General features: G+C 40.8%; 13 protein-coding genes, 4 pseudogenes and 1 riboswitch. Of the genes and pseudogenes, 6 read left to right on the forward strand and 11 right to left on the reverse strand.

Annotated elements, in window-relative coordinates:
- Positions 1-19: 19 nt before the first annotated feature.
- The 3 genes and pseudogenes from Len3610_RS06550 to Len3610_RS06560 form a co-directional block, all read right to left on the reverse strand.
- Positions 20-1,130 (reverse strand): annotated as a pseudogene (locus tag Len3610_RS06550) (hypothetical protein); the annotation flags it as partial.
- Between the two features lie 60 nt (positions 1,131-1,190).
- A complete protein-coding gene (locus Len3610_RS06555) occupies positions 1,191-2,030 on the reverse strand; it encodes a restriction endonuclease (protein ID WP_255259815.1) in 840 nt (279 codons plus the stop codon).
- A 305-nt stretch (positions 2,031-2,335) separates the two neighbouring features.
- Positions 2,336-3,778: pseudogene (locus tag Len3610_RS06560) on the reverse strand (vitamin B12-dependent ribonucleotide reductase); the annotation flags it as partial.
- Between the two features lie 414 nt (positions 3,779-4,192).
- On the opposite strand from Len3610_RS06560, the gene Len3610_RS06565 reads away from it, so the two are divergent.
- Positions 4,193-4,564: a rhodanese-like domain-containing protein gene (locus tag Len3610_RS06565; RefSeq protein ID WP_176447247.1), complete on the forward strand. Its 372-nt coding sequence runs from the start codon at positions 4,193-4,195 to the stop codon at positions 4,562-4,564.
- Positions 4,565-4,618: 54 nt separating this feature from the next.
- Here Len3610_RS06565 and gcvPB read toward each other — a convergent pair.
- The 5 genes and pseudogenes from gcvPB to gcvT form a co-directional block, all read right to left on the reverse strand.
- A pseudogene (gene gcvPB / locus Len3610_RS06570) lies at positions 4,619-6,070 on the reverse strand (aminomethyl-transferring glycine dehydrogenase subunit GcvPB).
- 331 nt (positions 6,071-6,401) lie between these two features.
- Positions 6,402-6,698, reverse strand: coding sequence for a PLP-dependent aminotransferase family protein (locus tag Len3610_RS20710; RefSeq protein WP_255259816.1), 297 nt, complete (start codon positions 6,696-6,698; stop codon positions 6,402-6,404).
- Positions 6,699-6,888: 190 nt separating this feature from the next.
- Positions 6,889-7,107, reverse strand: a complete 219-nt coding sequence (locus Len3610_RS20715; RefSeq protein ID WP_369693681.1) for a hypothetical protein — start codon at positions 7,105-7,107, stop codon at positions 6,889-6,891.
- 100 nt (positions 7,108-7,207) lie between these two features.
- Positions 7,208-7,360 carry a hypothetical protein gene (locus Len3610_RS20720; protein WP_255259817.1) on the reverse strand — a complete coding sequence of 51 codons (153 nt, stop codon included), beginning with the start codon at positions 7,358-7,360 and terminating at the stop codon, positions 7,208-7,210.
- 17 nt (positions 7,361-7,377) lie between these two features.
- A pseudogene (gcvT, locus tag Len3610_RS06580) lies at positions 7,378-8,483 on the reverse strand (glycine cleavage system aminomethyltransferase GcvT).
- 188 nt (positions 8,484-8,671) lie between these two features.
- A riboswitch (glycine riboswitch) is annotated at positions 8,672-8,768 on the reverse strand.
- Between the two features lie 123 nt (positions 8,769-8,891).
- Between gcvT and Len3610_RS06585 the strand changes: the two are divergent.
- Both Len3610_RS06585 and Len3610_RS06590 read left to right on the forward strand, forming a co-directional pair.
- The gene (locus Len3610_RS06585) at positions 8,892-10,547 is read left to right on the forward strand and encodes a DEAD/DEAH box helicase (protein ID WP_176447248.1); all 1,656 of its coding nucleotides are present in this window, start codon (positions 8,892-8,894) and stop codon (positions 10,545-10,547) included.
- Positions 10,537-11,316, forward strand: a complete 780-nt coding sequence (locus tag Len3610_RS06590) for a YqhG family protein (RefSeq protein ID WP_176447249.1) — start codon at positions 10,537-10,539, stop codon at positions 11,314-11,316. The genes Len3610_RS06585 and Len3610_RS06590 overlap by 11 nt, the downstream gene beginning before the upstream one ends.
- A 74-nt stretch (positions 11,317-11,390) precedes the next feature.
- On the opposite strand, the gene Len3610_RS06595 is transcribed toward Len3610_RS06590, so the two are convergent.
- Complete coding sequence (locus tag Len3610_RS06595; protein WP_176447250.1) at positions 11,391-11,570, reverse strand: YqzE family protein; 180 nt, start codon at positions 11,568-11,570, stop codon at positions 11,391-11,393.
- Positions 11,571-11,683: 113 nt separating this feature from the next.
- Complete coding sequence (locus tag Len3610_RS06600) at positions 11,684-12,181, reverse strand: shikimate kinase (protein ID WP_176447251.1); 498 nt, start codon at positions 12,179-12,181, stop codon at positions 11,684-11,686.
- A gap of 104 nt (positions 12,182-12,285) precedes the next feature.
- Here Len3610_RS06600 and comGA point away from each other — a divergent pair, with 104 nt between their 5' ends.
- The 3 genes from comGA (at position 12,286) to Len3610_RS06615 (ending at position 15,341) form a co-directional block, all read left to right on the forward strand.
- Positions 12,286-13,302 (forward strand): competence type IV pilus ATPase ComGA, encoded by a 1,017-nt coding sequence (gene comGA, locus Len3610_RS06605; protein ID WP_176447252.1) that lies wholly within the window; start codon positions 12,286-12,288, stop codon positions 13,300-13,302.
- Positions 13,259-14,314 (forward strand): competence type IV pilus assembly protein ComGB, encoded by a 1,056-nt coding sequence (gene comGB, locus Len3610_RS06610; RefSeq protein WP_176447253.1) that lies wholly within the window; start codon positions 13,259-13,261, stop codon positions 14,312-14,314. Before comGA ends, comGB begins: the two co-directional genes overlap by 44 nt.
- A 484-nt stretch (positions 14,315-14,798) precedes the next feature.
- On the forward strand, positions 14,799-15,341 hold the full coding sequence (locus Len3610_RS06615) for a hypothetical protein (protein ID WP_176447254.1): 543 nt from the start codon (positions 14,799-14,801) through the stop codon (positions 15,339-15,341).
- Between the two features lie 143 nt (positions 15,342-15,484).
- Here Len3610_RS06615 and Len3610_RS06620 read toward each other — a convergent pair whose 3' ends face one another.
- Complete coding sequence (locus Len3610_RS06620; RefSeq protein ID WP_349254632.1) at positions 15,485-15,847, reverse strand: four-helix bundle copper-binding protein; 363 nt, start codon at positions 15,845-15,847, stop codon at positions 15,485-15,487.
- Between the last annotated feature and the right edge of the window lie 98 nt (positions 15,848-15,945).

The following is a 15,945-nucleotide window of genomic DNA, read 5'->3' on the forward strand; positions in this document are numbered from 1 at the left end:
TTCCTCATTAAAACTTTCATTATAATCCACATTTAAGCTGAGCACACAGCTTGTACACGTATTGGCAGCCTCCGATATCTTCAATACTGCCATTGCGGCAGACAGGGCAGGTATCTCCTATTTCGATCCGATCGAAACGTTTGTTTATCCAATTCCTGAAGTATATCATCAGAACGACTTTCGGTTTCTCATCTTCAAAAAGCTCGGTCTGTTCACTAATTGCGTTTTCTTCAGATTTCAACGTTAACACCTGTGTATCACGGCTGCCATCGACATAAACCGTTCCGCCCTTTGCACCGCCATTATACAATCTCCGGTAGACGCTCTCTACCTGATCAACCGTATAACCTTTAGGTGCGTTAACGGTTTTCGAAATGGAACTGTCCACCCAACTCTGGATGACACATTGTGCGTCTGCATGTTCCTCCGCTGACAGATCCATAGCAGATACAAACCATTCCGGAAGATTTTCGGAATCCTGTTCAGGGTGATGATCCAGGTATTCCTGTACAATATCTGCATTGACTTCAATGAACTTACCTAATCTTCCGCTTCTGTAGTAAGAAAAGGAAAAATAATGGTTCCATCCTGTGCTGACACCGGCCATGGTCCTGTGCTTCCAGTTGGGCGCACGTTAGTAAGTGTGAGTTACGGAATACCGTACTCTAATATATATTTATATCTTCCGGCATTTTCTTCATATAACCGGTATTAACGAAAGCTTCCCGCAGATTTTTTGTTTCGTCATCGGTCTCCCCGACCAGGAACGGGAAACTTCCCTTCTCTTTAGCCAGTTCAATCGATTCGCGGTATGCGGTCGTTGCAATTGTTTCAAAAATATTATCAGCTAGCGTATTGCCTTCTTCTGATCCATACTTGGTCTCGCAATAGATCAATAAATCGTGAAGACCCATAACACCAAGACCGACACGGCGTTCACCAAGTGCTTGTTTTTTATTTTCTTCAAGAAAATATGGTGTTGCATCAATGACATTATCCTGCATGCGAACTCCCGTTTTAACGGTTTGTTTCAGTTTAGCGTAATCAACGGATTTCGTATTTTTATCAGCCATCTGGGCTAAATTGACAGCTGCAAGATTGCAGACAGAATAAGGTGCAAGTGGTTGTTCCAATTTTGTTATCCTATTGGCTTTTTATCCAATAGTTCTTACAGTTGATTTCCTGCAAGTTCAGCATACATTTTCATTACACAATTTTTGCATGAATTTCAGTAATTCTTTTCTTCCACAATCTTTTCCAAAAACTGCTTTTGAAATAACTCTAAAGTCTTTTACTCCAAACTCTTTGTGTATATCTTCAATTAATGGCTCTAAAGTCGATTTAATTTTGTTAAATGGTGTTTGAATTACAATATCTTTGTTCTGCAATGACCATTGAATAATATAGTTTCTAATGTTTTCATGAATGCTTTTTCTTTTGTTTATATAGGATTTTGTTGCATTTCTTATCGCGAAATTGCCAGCACATTTTTGAGTGCAAAACGTTTGAATGGATGTAGCAATCACCTCAAAATTATGTCCGCATTCTTTACAGAGTCTTATTTCTCTGGGCTTTTTGAACTTTCCTTTTTGAGCTAAACCTGATTTTTTTAAACCAACAACCATTCTTTGTTTTGCGGTACTATTAGAGGCCCATAGTTTCTTGGTATGTTCACCTATTTTTCTTTTGGTGTCAATACTATGAGCTATGTTGTAATGTCCATTAAGTTTTCCTTTTGCAGCCTTATGAATAGTTGTGTTTTCAGATTGAATCCATTCTGTTATTGTTCCTGTTAACGAAAATGGCAGCTCCCTATACTTCTCTAGCAATTCTTCATAAGAAACCAGTTCATATTTAATATTATAATTTTTTTCAATAATACTTAGAGCCTTTAATGCACTTATTTTCTCGTCTTTATTTCTTGATTTTATTTCTGTTATTTTTTTAATCTTGCCATCTTGACCGTAGAAGAAAAAATCTGGTTTATAAATTTTGTAACCTAAATCGAAAAATTCAGTTTCGTATTCCATGGGATTGAATAGTAATCAAGACATTTAGCGTAGGCATATTCATAGGAGCTTCTTAAATAGTTTCCCTTATAAAAGCCTGCATATCCCCTATTCATTATATTAGCTCAACCCCTTAAATGAACTTAAAAAACTAATAATATAATTGTGTATTGTTGCGGTCTCGTGGGTGGGTTATATTCTCTTTCGAGGTTCACCACCTATGCGTTGCCCCTGACTAACGTTTTACCTTTAGTCTTCGGTTCGGATTAGCATCTCAGCCTTCCCGTTTAATCCCGCAATTTTTAACGTGAGGCAAACTATACCACTTTACCACACGGGTTTGTTGCAACGACCTGATCACCATAAGCTTTAGCGTTTGTCATTTCATTGGCGTTATCAATGAAGAAAATGCCCGGTTCTGCTGAATACGTTGCGCAAATGTTGATCAGGTTCCATAATTCTTTTGCTTTAATCCGGCGATAAACACGAATACCGTAACCCATTTCTTCCCATTTTCTTACATCGCCAACTTCATGCCACTGTTCATTGTATGCTTTCATTTGTTCTTCCGTATAATTCTCGACATCAGGGAAACGGAGTTCATAAACATCATCATTCTCAACGGCTTCCATGAAATCTTTTGTGATGCAGACTGAAATATTGGCGCCGGTTAAGAACTCCGGATTATGCACATCGTACGTTCCGCCGGTAACAAGTTTTTGTTCCGCTTCACGGATGGCAGCCTGCGTGAACCCGCCTTGTCCAGGCATTGACCGGTAATTGACAATTCCCTGATAAAGATCGGATTCTGTTTCAGTCAATGGCGTGAACTTTAATTTTTCCTGTGCCAGTGTCTTTATTTGCTCATCCTCGGTGTTTTCAATCAAATACCGTAAAATTCTCGGATTCTGCATTTTTGAAATGATAAATTCAATAATATCCGGGTGCGAATCGACTAACATGATCATTTGAGCACCACGTCTTGATCCGCCCTGCTCGACAAGATGTGTCAGTTTGGCGATATCATCAAGCCATGAGACCGACCCGGATGATTTGCCGTTCACACCTCTTGCAAGAGCATTCCGCGGTCTGAGTGTCGAGCCGTTTGTACCGACACCGCCGCCGCGTGACATAATTTCCATTACCTGCTTGCGGTGGTCTGATATGCCTTCACGCGAGTCTTTAATATATGGCATGACATAGCAGTTGAAATACGTAACATCTGTATCTGCTCCGGCCCCATAAAGAACACGCCCTGCAGGAATAAAGTTCATGCTGCTTAATTCTTCATTGAATTTTTTGTACCATTCATTCTGTTTTTCCTTAGTTGTCTCAACATCAGCGAGACCTGTTGAATTCCGCTTAGCAATCTGCTCATAATAAATTTCCAGCGGCTTGTCTATCACACTGAGAGAGCGTCTTATAATGCCTGTGGAAGCCTCCTCCTCATCATCAAGGACAGACACAAACTCTGAATCTACCTTAATCATGGCTTCCTTGTTATCCCAATTAATAGACTCAACAAATCCCAGTCCCCGTGCAGGAAATTTGGGATCGGCCTTTACGGTCAATACAACAAAGTCACCTGCTTTAAGTGTCGTCTTTCCCGTATCTTTAAATGAATACCGATCAAGCATAACCAGCCGTGAGACACCTTTGTGCGTCAGTTTCATATCGTCAGTAATCGGATGTACTTGCGGAAACAGCTTTATATCTTCATTCAGCGTTTGTACATCAATTTCAGGCTGGTTTTCAACAGCAGTCGACATATTTGATTCACTCCTTATCATAAATATGCTATTATTAACATACCACATTTCGAATCATTTAAACAATATATAGTATATAAATTTTTAAATTAATACAATATATGGAGTAAAAGGCAAAAAAACAATACTTTGTCAATCACAAGAGGGCACAAATATATCAAGAAACCAGAAGTAAATTCAAGCTAACCGGCTAAAATATAGCTTTTTTAAACTTTTTCAAGTTTTGTATGAGGAATGAATGATCTCGTATTTTCATTTTCGGCACATCCCTTTTTAGCCTTATTTTTAACTCTATTAATCGTACGTAACGGTGAAAAATCATACGTATATCGAGCGTTAAGAAAAATACTTTGAAAAAAGATAACATCACTCATATAATAGAAGAGAGAGATTTAGATTGACGGGGGATTCTTAATGGACATTTTAGTCATAGTTGTTCTGGTTTTATTGGCAATAGGTATGTTCCGGTATTTCAGGCGAAAAAACTTCCTGAAGGTATTAACAGAGGATCAATTCCGGGAAGGCTACCGAAAAGCACAGCTGATTGATGTGCGTGAACCAAATGAATTTGATAAAGGGCATATTCTTGGTGCCAGGAATATACCTTTGACACAAATGAAACAGCGGCTTGTAGAGCTCAGAAAAGATAAGCCGGTTTATCTTTATTGCCAGGGTGGTTCAAGGTCAGCAAGAGCTGCACAACTGCTCCATAAAAAGGGCTATGAAGATATCAGCCAGCTCAAAGGCGGGTTTAAAAAATGGACCGGAAAAGTAAAATCTAAATGACTTTACAAATAGATAAATGAAATGGGCGGGGAGCATTACCCGCCCATTTCATTATTAATAGCGCAATATCGGTTTCCGTGCAGCTGTTGTTTCATCCATTCGTTTTACAACGGTATTGAGTGGTGCTTCCTGAACCAATTCAGGCTTATGTTTCGCCTCCTCGGAAATCTGGAGCATCGCATCTATGAAACCATCCAATGTTTCTTTTGACTCGGTCTCAGTCGGTTCGGTCATCATAGCTTCTTCCACATTCAGTGGGAAGTAAATCGTCGGCGGGTGATACCCGTAATCAAGCAGACGTTTTGCCATATCCAATGTACGGACACCCAGCTGTTTCTGATTCCTGCCGGATAAAACAAATTCATGCATGCAGTGCTGCGGATACGGCAGTACATATTCTTTTTCCAGCCTGCGCATTAAATAATTTGCATTTAATACCGCATATTCACTAACCTTCTTAAGGCCTTCTGCACCCATTGTTCGAATGTACGTGTAAGCCCGTAAATAAATACCGAAATTCCCATAATACGGTTTGATCCGTCCGATGGATAGAGGGCGGTCATAATCGAATACGTATTGGTCATTCTTTTTGGTAAGTACCGGGTTTGGCAGAAAGGCCGCGAACTCCTCAGTCACACCGACAGGACCTGACCCCGGTCCACCGCCGCCATGCGGTCCGGTAAATGTTTTGTGTAAATTTAAATGAACGACATCAAAGCCCATATCTCCGGGACGGGCATATCCCATAATCGCATTCAGGTTTGCCCCGTCATAATAAAGCTTTCCGCCTGCTCCATGAATAATTTCGGCCATTTCCATGATTTCAGTTTCAAACAACCCGAGTGTGTTCGGGTTTGTCAGCATTAATGCGGCTGTCTCCTCATCAACGACACGCTTTAAATCTTCAAGATCCACTAAGCCCTTATCATTTGTTTTAACCGTGACAGCATCAAATCCGGCTACTGAGACTGAGGCTGGGTTGGTTCCGTGGGCAGAATCGGGAACAATGACGTTTGTCCTGTTATAATCGCCGTTTGCCTCGTGAAACGCCCGGATCATCATCAGGCCACTCCACTCTCCTTGCGCTCCGGCTGCCGACTGCAGAGAAAAATCATGCATACCGGTTTTTCACTGAGCGAGGTTTGCAGATCGTACATCCATTTCCATAGCCCCTGTACCGTTTTTGGATCCTGATGGGGGATGAATGTGACTGAACCCGGCAAAGTTTGCAACATCTTCATTTATTTTCGGGTTATACTTCATCGTGCATGATCCAAGCGGATAAAAGCCTGAATCCACGCCATAATTGCGATTGGACAATGCCGTATAATGACGCATAATATCCAGTTCACTCACTTCCGGCAAGCCGGGTGCCTCTGAACGGATATAGGAATCCTCAAATTCGCTGTCCAGATCGATTTCCGGAACATCGAATTCCGGCAGACTGTAACTTGTTCGTCCCTCTTTGCCACGTTCGAAAATTAACGGAAAATCTGTATTAGCCATGGATATCCCCCAATTCTTTTACAAACGTATCCAATTCTTTCCTTCGTAACGTTTTCTGTGACTGCAACCAGCCATATGGCCTTCCATTCCGGATAACTGTCCAGATCATAGCCGCCCAATATACCGCTCGTCAATAGCTTATACATTGGATACGCGATACAGCTTCAGGCAGTTTGATGACCAATTCATTGAAAAATGGACCTGAGAAAGCTGCAGGTATGCCGGCCATTTCAAGTTTGCTTAAGATAACGTGCCTTTGCATATCAAGACAGCCCATTTTCCGGAGACCATGTTTCCGATGATGTCATCGCCACAGAACTGGCCAGCGCATTTAATGCCTGATGAAAACAAATGTTGATGTTGCCTTATCCACGCCTGATATGCTGTCCCTTGCCTGCAGTGTCAGCACAAACCCGCGCGCGCCTTCTTCATCAGTTGTTTGACCGACCAGCCGTCCCGGAACTTTGCGTTTTAACTTATCCGTCGTTGCAAAATAACCGCAATGCGGCCCTCCAAATTGAGCAGGAATACCAAACACTTGCGTATCACCCACGACAACATCGGCACCAATGTCACCTGGTGGCGTCAAGTAACCTAATGCCAGCGGATTGCTGGAAACCAGAAACATCGTCTTTCTGCTGGCGAAATAATGTCGTTTACTTTCATTTAACGGTCAATCGACCGAAAAAATTAGGGTATTGGATGACGACACTTGCTGTATCATCAATCATGTTTACTGCTCAAGATCAGTTCCATATGATGTCAAATTTCAATAATGTCGAGGTTTGCCCTTGGCATACGTGAATGACTGCGCGTGATCAGGATGAACTGTTTGATACAATAACTTTTCGTTCTGTCTGACCGGCACTCAGCGTGACAGCCTCAGCCAGTGCTGTTCCCCCATCATACATGGAAGAGTTCGCTACTTCCATGCCAGTCAGTTCACAAATCATCGTCTGAAATTCGAAAATGGGCCTGCAGCTCACCTGGGATTTCCGGCTGATAAGTATAAGCTGTATAAAAACCGAACGTGAAATAACATGATCAACAACAGATGGATGTAGTGATCATAAACCCGCACCCCAAAAATGAGGTGTATTCCTTCATATAGCATTTCTCCTGCCATCCTGTAAGCTTTCATAATGCTGCTTCTTGCAGGTCAAGATCAATGTTGTTGAACCGAACATCATCCGGAATATCCGAAAATAGCTCCTCGGTGGATTCAACACCAATAGCAGCAAGCATTTCCTCCTTATCCGATTCTGTCATTGGCAAATAACGAAATTCCATATCAACTTCTCCCCCTTTTACTTCCGTTTATAAAATGGTGTTTCGACAATGATTGCCTTTAGCTTCCGTTTCCGCACCTGTACATACAATTCAGTGCCTACAGCAGTAAATTCACTGTCCAAAAGGGCCAGACCAATATTTTTTTGCAGCGTTGGTGACTGGGTTCCGGTTGTCACAAAACCGGCCTCTTCATCACCGGCAAAAACCTGATAGCCTGTACGCGGAATGCCTTTATCAACCATTTCAATACCGGCGAGCCTGCGATCCGGACCGTTTTCCACTTGTTGTTTCAGAACGTCTTTACCGATAAAATCAGTTTCTTTGTTTACTTTTACAGCGAACTTCATGCCAGCTTCAACCGGGGTGATTGTCTCAGAAAGTTCCTGACCGTATAACGGTAAATTTGCTTCAAACCGCAGTGTATCCCGTGCCCCCAAACCAATTGGTTCAAGACCATCCTCTTTACCTGTTTCAAGAATAAGTGTCCAGAGTTCACGACCTTTGTCTGCATCGAGATAAATCTCAAATCCATCTTCCCCTGTGTATCCTGTACGCGAGACTATCGCACCCGCATCAATTGAGGAAAAATAGACAGGATTTTCGAACCGGAAAAATTTAATGTCACTCAAGTCCGTATCAGTGATACGTTGCAGGATAGTTTGTGCAAGCGGACCTTGCAAGGCCAGCTGAACATAGTCCCGCGAAACATTTTCAATGACAACCTGCTCATTCCTTTGATGTTCTGTCAGCCACTTATAGTCTTTTTCCGTGTTCGCCGCATTGACAACAAGCAAATACTGATCTGCATCAAGCATGTATACGATAAAATCGTCTATTGTGCCACCATCTCCATTACACATAAACGTATATTGGCACGTTTCGGTGTAATTTTGAGATATCATTTGTGACCCATCTTCTGTAAAAATAGTGCACTGTCAGGACCTTGGACTATAATTTCACCCATGTGCGATACATCAAATAAGCCTGCTTTCGTTCTGGTTGTTTCATGTTCATGCTTAATACCGTTAAATTGGACAGGCAGATCCCATCCCCCAAAATCAATGGTCTTGCCTCCTGATTTTTCGTATTCAGGAAATAAAGGTGTCCGTTTTAATTCACTCATCCCCTCAACTCCTTTTACTAAGAATCTTTCCTTCAGCCTCCCGTTTTTGGCCATAAAAATAGAGACTCCCCATTATCAGGGAAATCTCTGTCCTTAAACCAGAAAGTTGCACACTTTTGAAATCGCCTTCATCTGCAAAAGTGCTTGCTTCGTGGGTGGTTTACGTATGTAAACACTCTCCAGAGCTGCGTCCTACAAGAGTCTTTTTGCCTGAGAGATTCACAAATTGCTTGCTCCTTCGGCGTTACTGCGCACGCTTGCAGTAAGCTCTCCCCTTGTAATCATTCGCATTATGATATTCATTGTTTTGGTTATACTATGTATGAACTATCTATGTTACTTGCATTATATCACATGAACAATGCTAAAAGTAGAGATAATCATTACTTTGTTAAAAAGGAGTATTCAATGAATCATATGGATATTCAGCAGGATTCCGTATTTATTGATGGATTTGAAGAAAGACTGCAAACAGAAGGTCCCTTTTCTTCCTGGGATCTGTTTCAGATGAATTATCAGGCTGCCCTGACAACGATGACAGCATCATTCGAAGGGTTAAAGGCGCTGGATTACCTGCCGCAAATGGATTTTATGGAGCACCAATTAACAAGTGCCACACAAGTCATTGAAGAGATGAACGGTCGTGCTATTTTGGCTGATGAGGTAGGACTTGGCAAAACAATTGAAGCTGGTCTGATATTAAAAGAATACATGATCAGAGGGTTAGTCAAAAAAGCATTGATTATTGTCCCGGCTTCGTTAGTCAACCAATGGGCGCAGGAATTGAATGAAAAATTTTATATCCCGGCCGTTACATTCCGAAAAAGTTATCCGTGGGACCAGTATGACGTGATTATCACATCGATTGACACGGCAAAACGTTCACCGCATCGTGAACAGATTCTTGAACAGGACTATGACTTCCTGTTAGTTGATGAAGCCCATAAACTGAAAAACCATAAAACAAAAAACTTTGCGTTTGTGCAGTCTTTGAAGAAAAAATATTGTTTGCTGCTGACGGCAACACCCGTCCAAAATCGGTTAGTCGAAATATTTAACCTGGTTTCCATTTTAAAACCGGGTCATCTTGGCGACTATGATTCTTTTTTAAAGACATATGGGAAAAACCGCAAAAACCTGAAGCAGGACGCCTATTTGAAACAGCTGGTTCAAAAGGTCATGATACGCAACACACGGCAAAACACAAAATTTGATGCGATTAAACGTCATATTGAAACGATCTGGGTTGACTTCAGCAACGAAGAGAGACAGGTTTATTCTCAATTGGAAAATGCAACTGACGTCTTCAGTGCCTTTTCGAAAATCACATTTCTCAGAGAGCTCTGTTCATCACGTGAAGCATGTTATTTGTCACTGAATAAAATGATCGATCAATCAAACGAAAATAGCATTAAACCGATAACTGAAGAAATTGAACAGCTCCGCCACCATGTAAAGGCGGAAAAAGTCGTTGAGTTAATTAAGCAGGCCGGCGATGAAAAAGTGATTATATTTACCGAATACCGGGCAACCCAGGTTTATTTGCAATGGTATTTAAAGGAAAGCGGTATTATGTCAGTTCCTTATCGGGGCGGATTTAATAAAGGGAAAAAAGATTGGATGAAGCAACTGTTCGAAAACCATGCCCAGGTACTGATTGCAACTGAAGCAGGCGGTGAGGGAATCAACCTGCAGTTTTGCAACCATTTGATTAACTATGATCTGCCGTGGAATCCAATGCGTCTCGAACAGCGCATCGGCAGAATTCACAGGTATGGTCAGCAGCATGATGTGCATATTTACAATATTGCCATTCGCGGGACAATAGAAGAGCATATCATGACACTTTTGTATGAGAAAATCAACTTGTTCGAACAAATCATTGGCCATTTGGACGATATTCTCGATGAACTTAACATTAATGATATGGAATCTGAAATCCAGTCGATATTTTCCGAGTCGGCATCAACCGGTGAAGCCAAAATAAAATTGGATAACCTGTCTTCTGTTATCAACCTGACACATCAACAAGCCGATCAGGAGGAAGAGTCTTATGGCAATTAATGATCTGCACAATTTTATACAAGATTATTTCACATCGCACCATTGTGATGTATTGTACAACCATGACGGCATGATCACAGTACAGCTGACAGAGGACATGGACCGGGCCCTTATGAACCGCCCTTTTTATTGGCACTATATTAAAAAAATGGGCCACCCGGGAGATCCAAAACAGCTGACTTTAATTACAAATCCGGAGAAGCGGGATGGCAATCATGAATGGATTCATTATGGCAGTCCCAGGCTCCATCAGATTATCAATCATTTACACGAGCATGAAAAATACACGAAACTATTTGAGCGCCTTGATACGAATAAGAAGCAGGCTTTATACCCATGGTTAGTCACCAATATCAAAATCAGCTATCAGGGAAAACAAAAAAAGGATGAAATGGTTTCAATCGGCCTTCATCTCGTGAATGGCGTCATGAAATTAAAGATGATGGAAGAGCTGCAGACCAAGACGATGCAGAACACGATTTCCGATTATTGTTATACCATTTCACCCATGATAAAACTTCACAGCGGTTTTAAACGAATCGAAAAGGTGCTTGAAAGTTACGTCCACGACCAGGACCATGACTGGGCAGAAGAATCACAAAAAACAATGGATGAAGAAATCGATTTACTCCGCCATTTTTATAAAGAAGAAACTGAGGAACAAGCAATGAAAAAAGAAATCAACGAAATTAAAAAGCGCTATTCACCATACATTAAATTTGAAGTCGTTAATGGCGGCATTTTTTACTTAGCAGACAATACGATTTAGGAAACAGGCTCCTTATAAAAACCCGGCACGCGCTAAAAGATATAAGCGCGTGCCGGGTTTGTTTTTCCAGTGAGTCAGTTGGTATTCTTTCTTGATACTTTAAAAGCGAAGGGCAATACCCCAAGCCATCTGTTGGAATAGAGCGGTGGCTCCTGTTTATTTTTTAGCCGCTGTTTCCGTTTTTCCTCAGCCGGCGTGTCCAAGTAAGCGGTAATCTGTTGCGTCAGATATTTGACATAATCATCAAAAGACATAAGCATCACCTATCCGGTTAAATTTGTATGCTATTATGTCCTGTCTAAAGAAAAATTATACAGACCCCGCAGCTGAATTTCCACGTCTCTTTCCTGAAACGGGATGACCACAGTTACATGCTGGATAAAGATTTAAGGATTTCGGCCGCAATGTCTTGTGGCGATTTTCCGTCTGTTTCCATTGTGATATCCGCTAATTCACCATACCGTTCATTCCGGGCCTGGAACAATTGAAATTTCTCTGACCTGTCTTTTCCCCATAACGGTCTTTTAGAGTCGGTTCCTAAACGGTGCTCAATTTCAGCAAATGATGCATTAAGGTGTATAATCCGGCCATTATTTTTCATAAATAAAGTGTTTTCCTCTCGCTCGACAATCCCGCCGCCAGTCGAAACAATATAATCTGATTCAGGAATTTGGGTAAGCATATCTGTTTCATAATTACGAAACTGTTTTTCACCCTCCCGCTGAAATATAGACGCTATTTCGCCATACTTTTCAACGACCATTTGATCTGTATCCAAATGCGAAACACCCAATTGTTGATGCAACAGCTTGCCAACCGTACTTTTTCCACTTCCCATAAACCCGATTAAATAAAGTGTTTTCACCCTTTTCAACCTGCCTTTAAAAAATTTTTAAAAATAATTTCAAAAAAAAGAAGGAGTTTTACAAAACATGTCGAATATAGTCTAATAAAGGAGGTGACAAATGATTGGACACAGCATCCAGACTCTCAGATAAACTGCTGCAATCTGCTGTCAATGTCAATGCTTCGGATATTCACTTCTACCCTTTCTCCGATAAAGTTAACATTTACTTCCGTGTATTTGGAAAAAGAATCCTTCATCAGACAATCCCTTTAAACCAATACCAGTTATTACTGACGTATTACAAGTTTACATCAGGAATGGATATAGGTGAAGTCCGTAAACCACAAAACGGCACCATCATTCATGAGAAGCTGAACCATTATTATTATTTGCGTTTATCCACGCTTCCGGTAAACCACATCGAAAGCCTGGCAATCCGTCTCCTCCCGCAGGAAAACAGTCTCACCCTTGATAGACTATTTCTTTTTCCCAGTCAATTACAAAAACTGAAAGAATGGATTACCAATCAGAGCGGCATCATTCTGCTCACAGGTCCAACCGGCAGCGGGAAGACAACAACTTTATACGCATTACTGCAATCAATTTTGGCTGAAAAGTCATACCAGACAATCACACTGGAAGATCCAATTGAAAAAGAGATTAACGACATATTGCAGGTACAGGTGAATGAAAAAGCAGGAATGACGTATCAAACCGGACTTAAAGCTGCTCTCCGGCATGACCCGGACATCATTATGATTGGCGAGATCAGGGATCGATTCACGGCCGAGTTTGCATTTGACGCGTCATTGACCGGACATCTGGTGTTAAGCACGTTACATGCTAAAAACGCAGCAGGCACGGTTCACCGTTTAATTGAGATGGGTATGAAAGAAACAGACCTGAAGCAATCATTAATTGCTGTTGCAGCATTGCAATTAATCCCCGTCGAAATCAACCGCCATGTAACAAGACGCGCTGCCATTATGGAGCTGTTGGATGGCAAGCTGCTGGAAACTATCATTAATGGAGGAAATATGCCATCAACAACACATTTTCACACATTCCATCATTTACGAAAGAAGGCTTTTGCATATGGCTTTATCACAGAAGAAACGTTTTTGGCAGCCGGTAAGTAATGCCCCTAAAAAAGAGCTGCAGTTACGTTTTCTACGCCGTCTGTCACGATTACTGAACAATGGCTATCCGATTATTCAGGCACTCGAAATAATCCAGTGGGACAGCCAATTGAAGTCGATCTCCTCCTCTGTCATGCTGTCCCTGAAATCCGGCAAACACTTCGATGAAGCGCTGGAAGCTATTCATTTCAAGCAGTCCATTACAGCTTATTTATATTTTGTCCGCAGTAATGGCGATCTCAATACCAGTATTGAAAAATGCATTAGCATGTTTGAACAGCGTCTGCTTTATATGAAAAAATTCCAGGAAACCATACGCTATCCACTCATATTACTGCTTATCTTTGCGGTTCTTTTATATTTTGTTAAACAGTCGGTTCTTCCATCATTTGTCGACCTGTTTCAGAACAGTGCCGAGACAGCTTCTGCTGTGATGTTGACAATGGCATTCATTGATATCGCAGGCCGGTTTATTATGATTGCAAGTCTCATTCTTGGGATTGGGTTTCTTATATGGCGATTTCAGCAACGAAAGATAAGTATTGATAAACGCATCAAATTTTATAGCTTAATCCCGATTTACCGGCATTACAAAACGATGGAAATATCATTCCTATTTGCTGCCCACCTCAGTTCCTTATTGACAACCGGACTTTCCATAAAAGAAATTTTAGTGAATATGGCTAGGCAGAAAAAACAACCCATTCTTGCTTACTATGCTTCGTTGCTTACTTCCGAATTATCCAAAGGGATTTATGTGACAAACTTACTGGCTAATCTGCCGCTTATCGATAAACAGATCTCTGTCATATTTCAAAAGAATTCAGATACAGAAGCATTAGAAAAAGACTTATCCGTTTACGCGGAATTTCAGACAGAAGAAATGCACCGAAAAGTCATGAAAATCATCACATATATCCAGCCAATTTTCTTTTTGATATTGGCAAGTCTGATCATTTTTATCTACATGGCACTCATGTGGCCAATGTTCCAGTTAATCAATACAATCTAAAAAAGGAGATGCAATCAATGTTCAACAATCAACGTGGTTTTACTTTAATCGAGATAAATATGGGTGATTACCCATGATATAAAGACCAGCTTTCCCCGGTCTCATCACTATATATTTTTAATTTTTTAAGGAATAGCATAGCAGTATAAAATAAAGTCAGTTAGATATGATAAGCGACATGAATAACCAAATGCCTTTGTAACTTCTAACAAATAATTCAATTATTATTATGTGACAATGAAGAAGAGAATATATCTTGAGATCACCCAATTAACCGTGCTCATTATGATAGTAGGGGATTAATTAATACAATTCAATCATTTGGAGCGCTTTTCCTCAATTGATACTTAGAAACACTGTTTGTCAATGAATAAAATGACAGAACATCAAAGTTTCATTTACCAAATAGCCTAGTTGGGTAAAACATAATTTAAGTCAGCTCCGAATATATTTTTATGGACAACTTAAGATTGGAGTTGAAATTATGTCTCTCGCACTAGTTCTCATTATTGGACTTTTTATTAGTCAAGTTCTTATCATTATTACCTATATCACGCATTACCGCAGATGGATATCACTTATGAGCGGAATGGTGATTTCTATGTCAGTTGGTATGACAGCCGGCATTTTAATGGGAACCATCTTTGGCGTGTTTCTCCATGGTGATTTGTTTGTATCTACACTATATGGCATCCTGATTGGCATGACAGCAGGATTTCTAGCTGGTATACCTATTGGACTGCCTGCGGTCATTGACGGTATGCTTTCCGGATTAATGGGAGCCATGATGGGGGCGATGCTCGGAGATATGTTGGCCATTACACACCCTGATTCCATCATAAAAATAGTGGCCCTTATCGTGACTATGACGTTACTGCTCGTACTATATATGACTGAAGATTTAGTTCGAAAGCAATCCAGTCAAGCAACTGTTTTCGTATTAAAACATCCCTATTTGGTATTATTTATCCTAGCAATTCTTTTAAAAGGATTAGAACTCTCAGGAGCGATTATCGAGGGAAAATAACCGTGACATATTGTATTTGTTGAGTTGTCACAAAATGAAAAGAGAAAAACTCGTTGTGGAATTGATGGAATGATAATGGAAACCTACGATGATTAAAATATAACGTGCAGAAAACCCAAATGCTTTCTGCACGCAATATTTGATCAGCCGGCCATTTTCCGGCACGCTTCAGCACATTGCCGGCATATAGCTGCACATTCTTGGCAATGGGTATCTTTAAATTTTTCACATTCTGTGGCACATTGCTCACAGACATTCGCGCATACACCGCAAAATTGAGCTGAAAAAGTACTACTTCTGGACATATATTGCCCCGCTTGCGCACATATTTCCGCACAGTCATTTAACGTTTGGATGCATGTTGCACGAGCCTGCACATCCGGTTCCTGAAAACAAGCCATCGTACATTCCTCACAAGCTCGCATGCATTTAAGGCACGCTTCAATACAGTTATCCATAGCGGTTGGTGATGTTGATAATACGCCCATTAGGCATTCTCCTTTCATGATAAGTCCTCACTATTTTGTCCATCATGAGCAGTTATATGAATTTAAATCATTATCTCAAATATTATCACCCTCATACAAATGTCAATATAAGCACC

The sequence above is a fragment of the Lentibacillus sp. CBA3610 genome (genome assembly GCF_013373365.1).
GTDB lineage: Bacteria > Bacillota > Bacilli > Bacillales > Amphibacillaceae > Lentibacillus.

What these genes read in the sequence shown, in the direction of transcription:
- Len3610_RS06595 (WP_176447250.1), bottom strand. Translation starts at nt 11,570, where the DNA reads ATGTCTTTTGATGATTATGTCAAATATCTGACGCAACAGATTACCGCT.
- Len3610_RS06615 (WP_176447254.1), top strand. Translation starts at nt 14,799, where the DNA reads ATGTCTCTCGCACTAGTTCTCATTATTGGACTTTTTATTAGTCAAGTT.
- Len3610_RS06565 (WP_176447247.1), top strand. Translation starts at nt 4,193, where the DNA reads ATGGACATTTTAGTCATAGTTGTTCTGGTTTTATTGGCAATAGGTATG.
- Len3610_RS06585 (WP_176447248.1), top strand. Translation starts at nt 8,892, where the DNA reads ATGAATCATATGGATATTCAGCAGGATTCCGTATTTATTGATGGATTT.
- Len3610_RS06590 (WP_176447249.1), top strand. Translation starts at nt 10,537, where the DNA reads ATGGCAATTAATGATCTGCACAATTTTATACAAGATTATTTCACATCG.
- comGB (WP_176447253.1), top strand. Translation starts at nt 13,259, where the DNA reads ATGGCTTTATCACAGAAGAAACGTTTTTGGCAGCCGGTAAGTAATGCC.
- Len3610_RS20720 (WP_255259817.1), bottom strand. Translation starts at nt 7,360, where the DNA reads ATGGAATTTCGTTATTTGCCAATGACAGAATCGGATAAGGAGGAAATG.
- Len3610_RS06620 (WP_349254632.1), bottom strand. Translation starts at nt 15,847, where the DNA reads ATGAAAGGAGAATGCCTAATGGGCGTATTATCAACATCACCAACCGCT.
- Len3610_RS20710 (WP_255259816.1), bottom strand. Translation starts at nt 6,698, where the DNA reads ATGTTTCTGGTTTCCAGCAATCCGCTGGCATTAGGTTACTTGACGCCA.
- Len3610_RS06555 (WP_255259815.1), bottom strand. Translation starts at nt 2,030, where the DNA reads ATGGAATACGAAACTGAATTTTTCGATTTAGGTTACAAAATTTATAAA.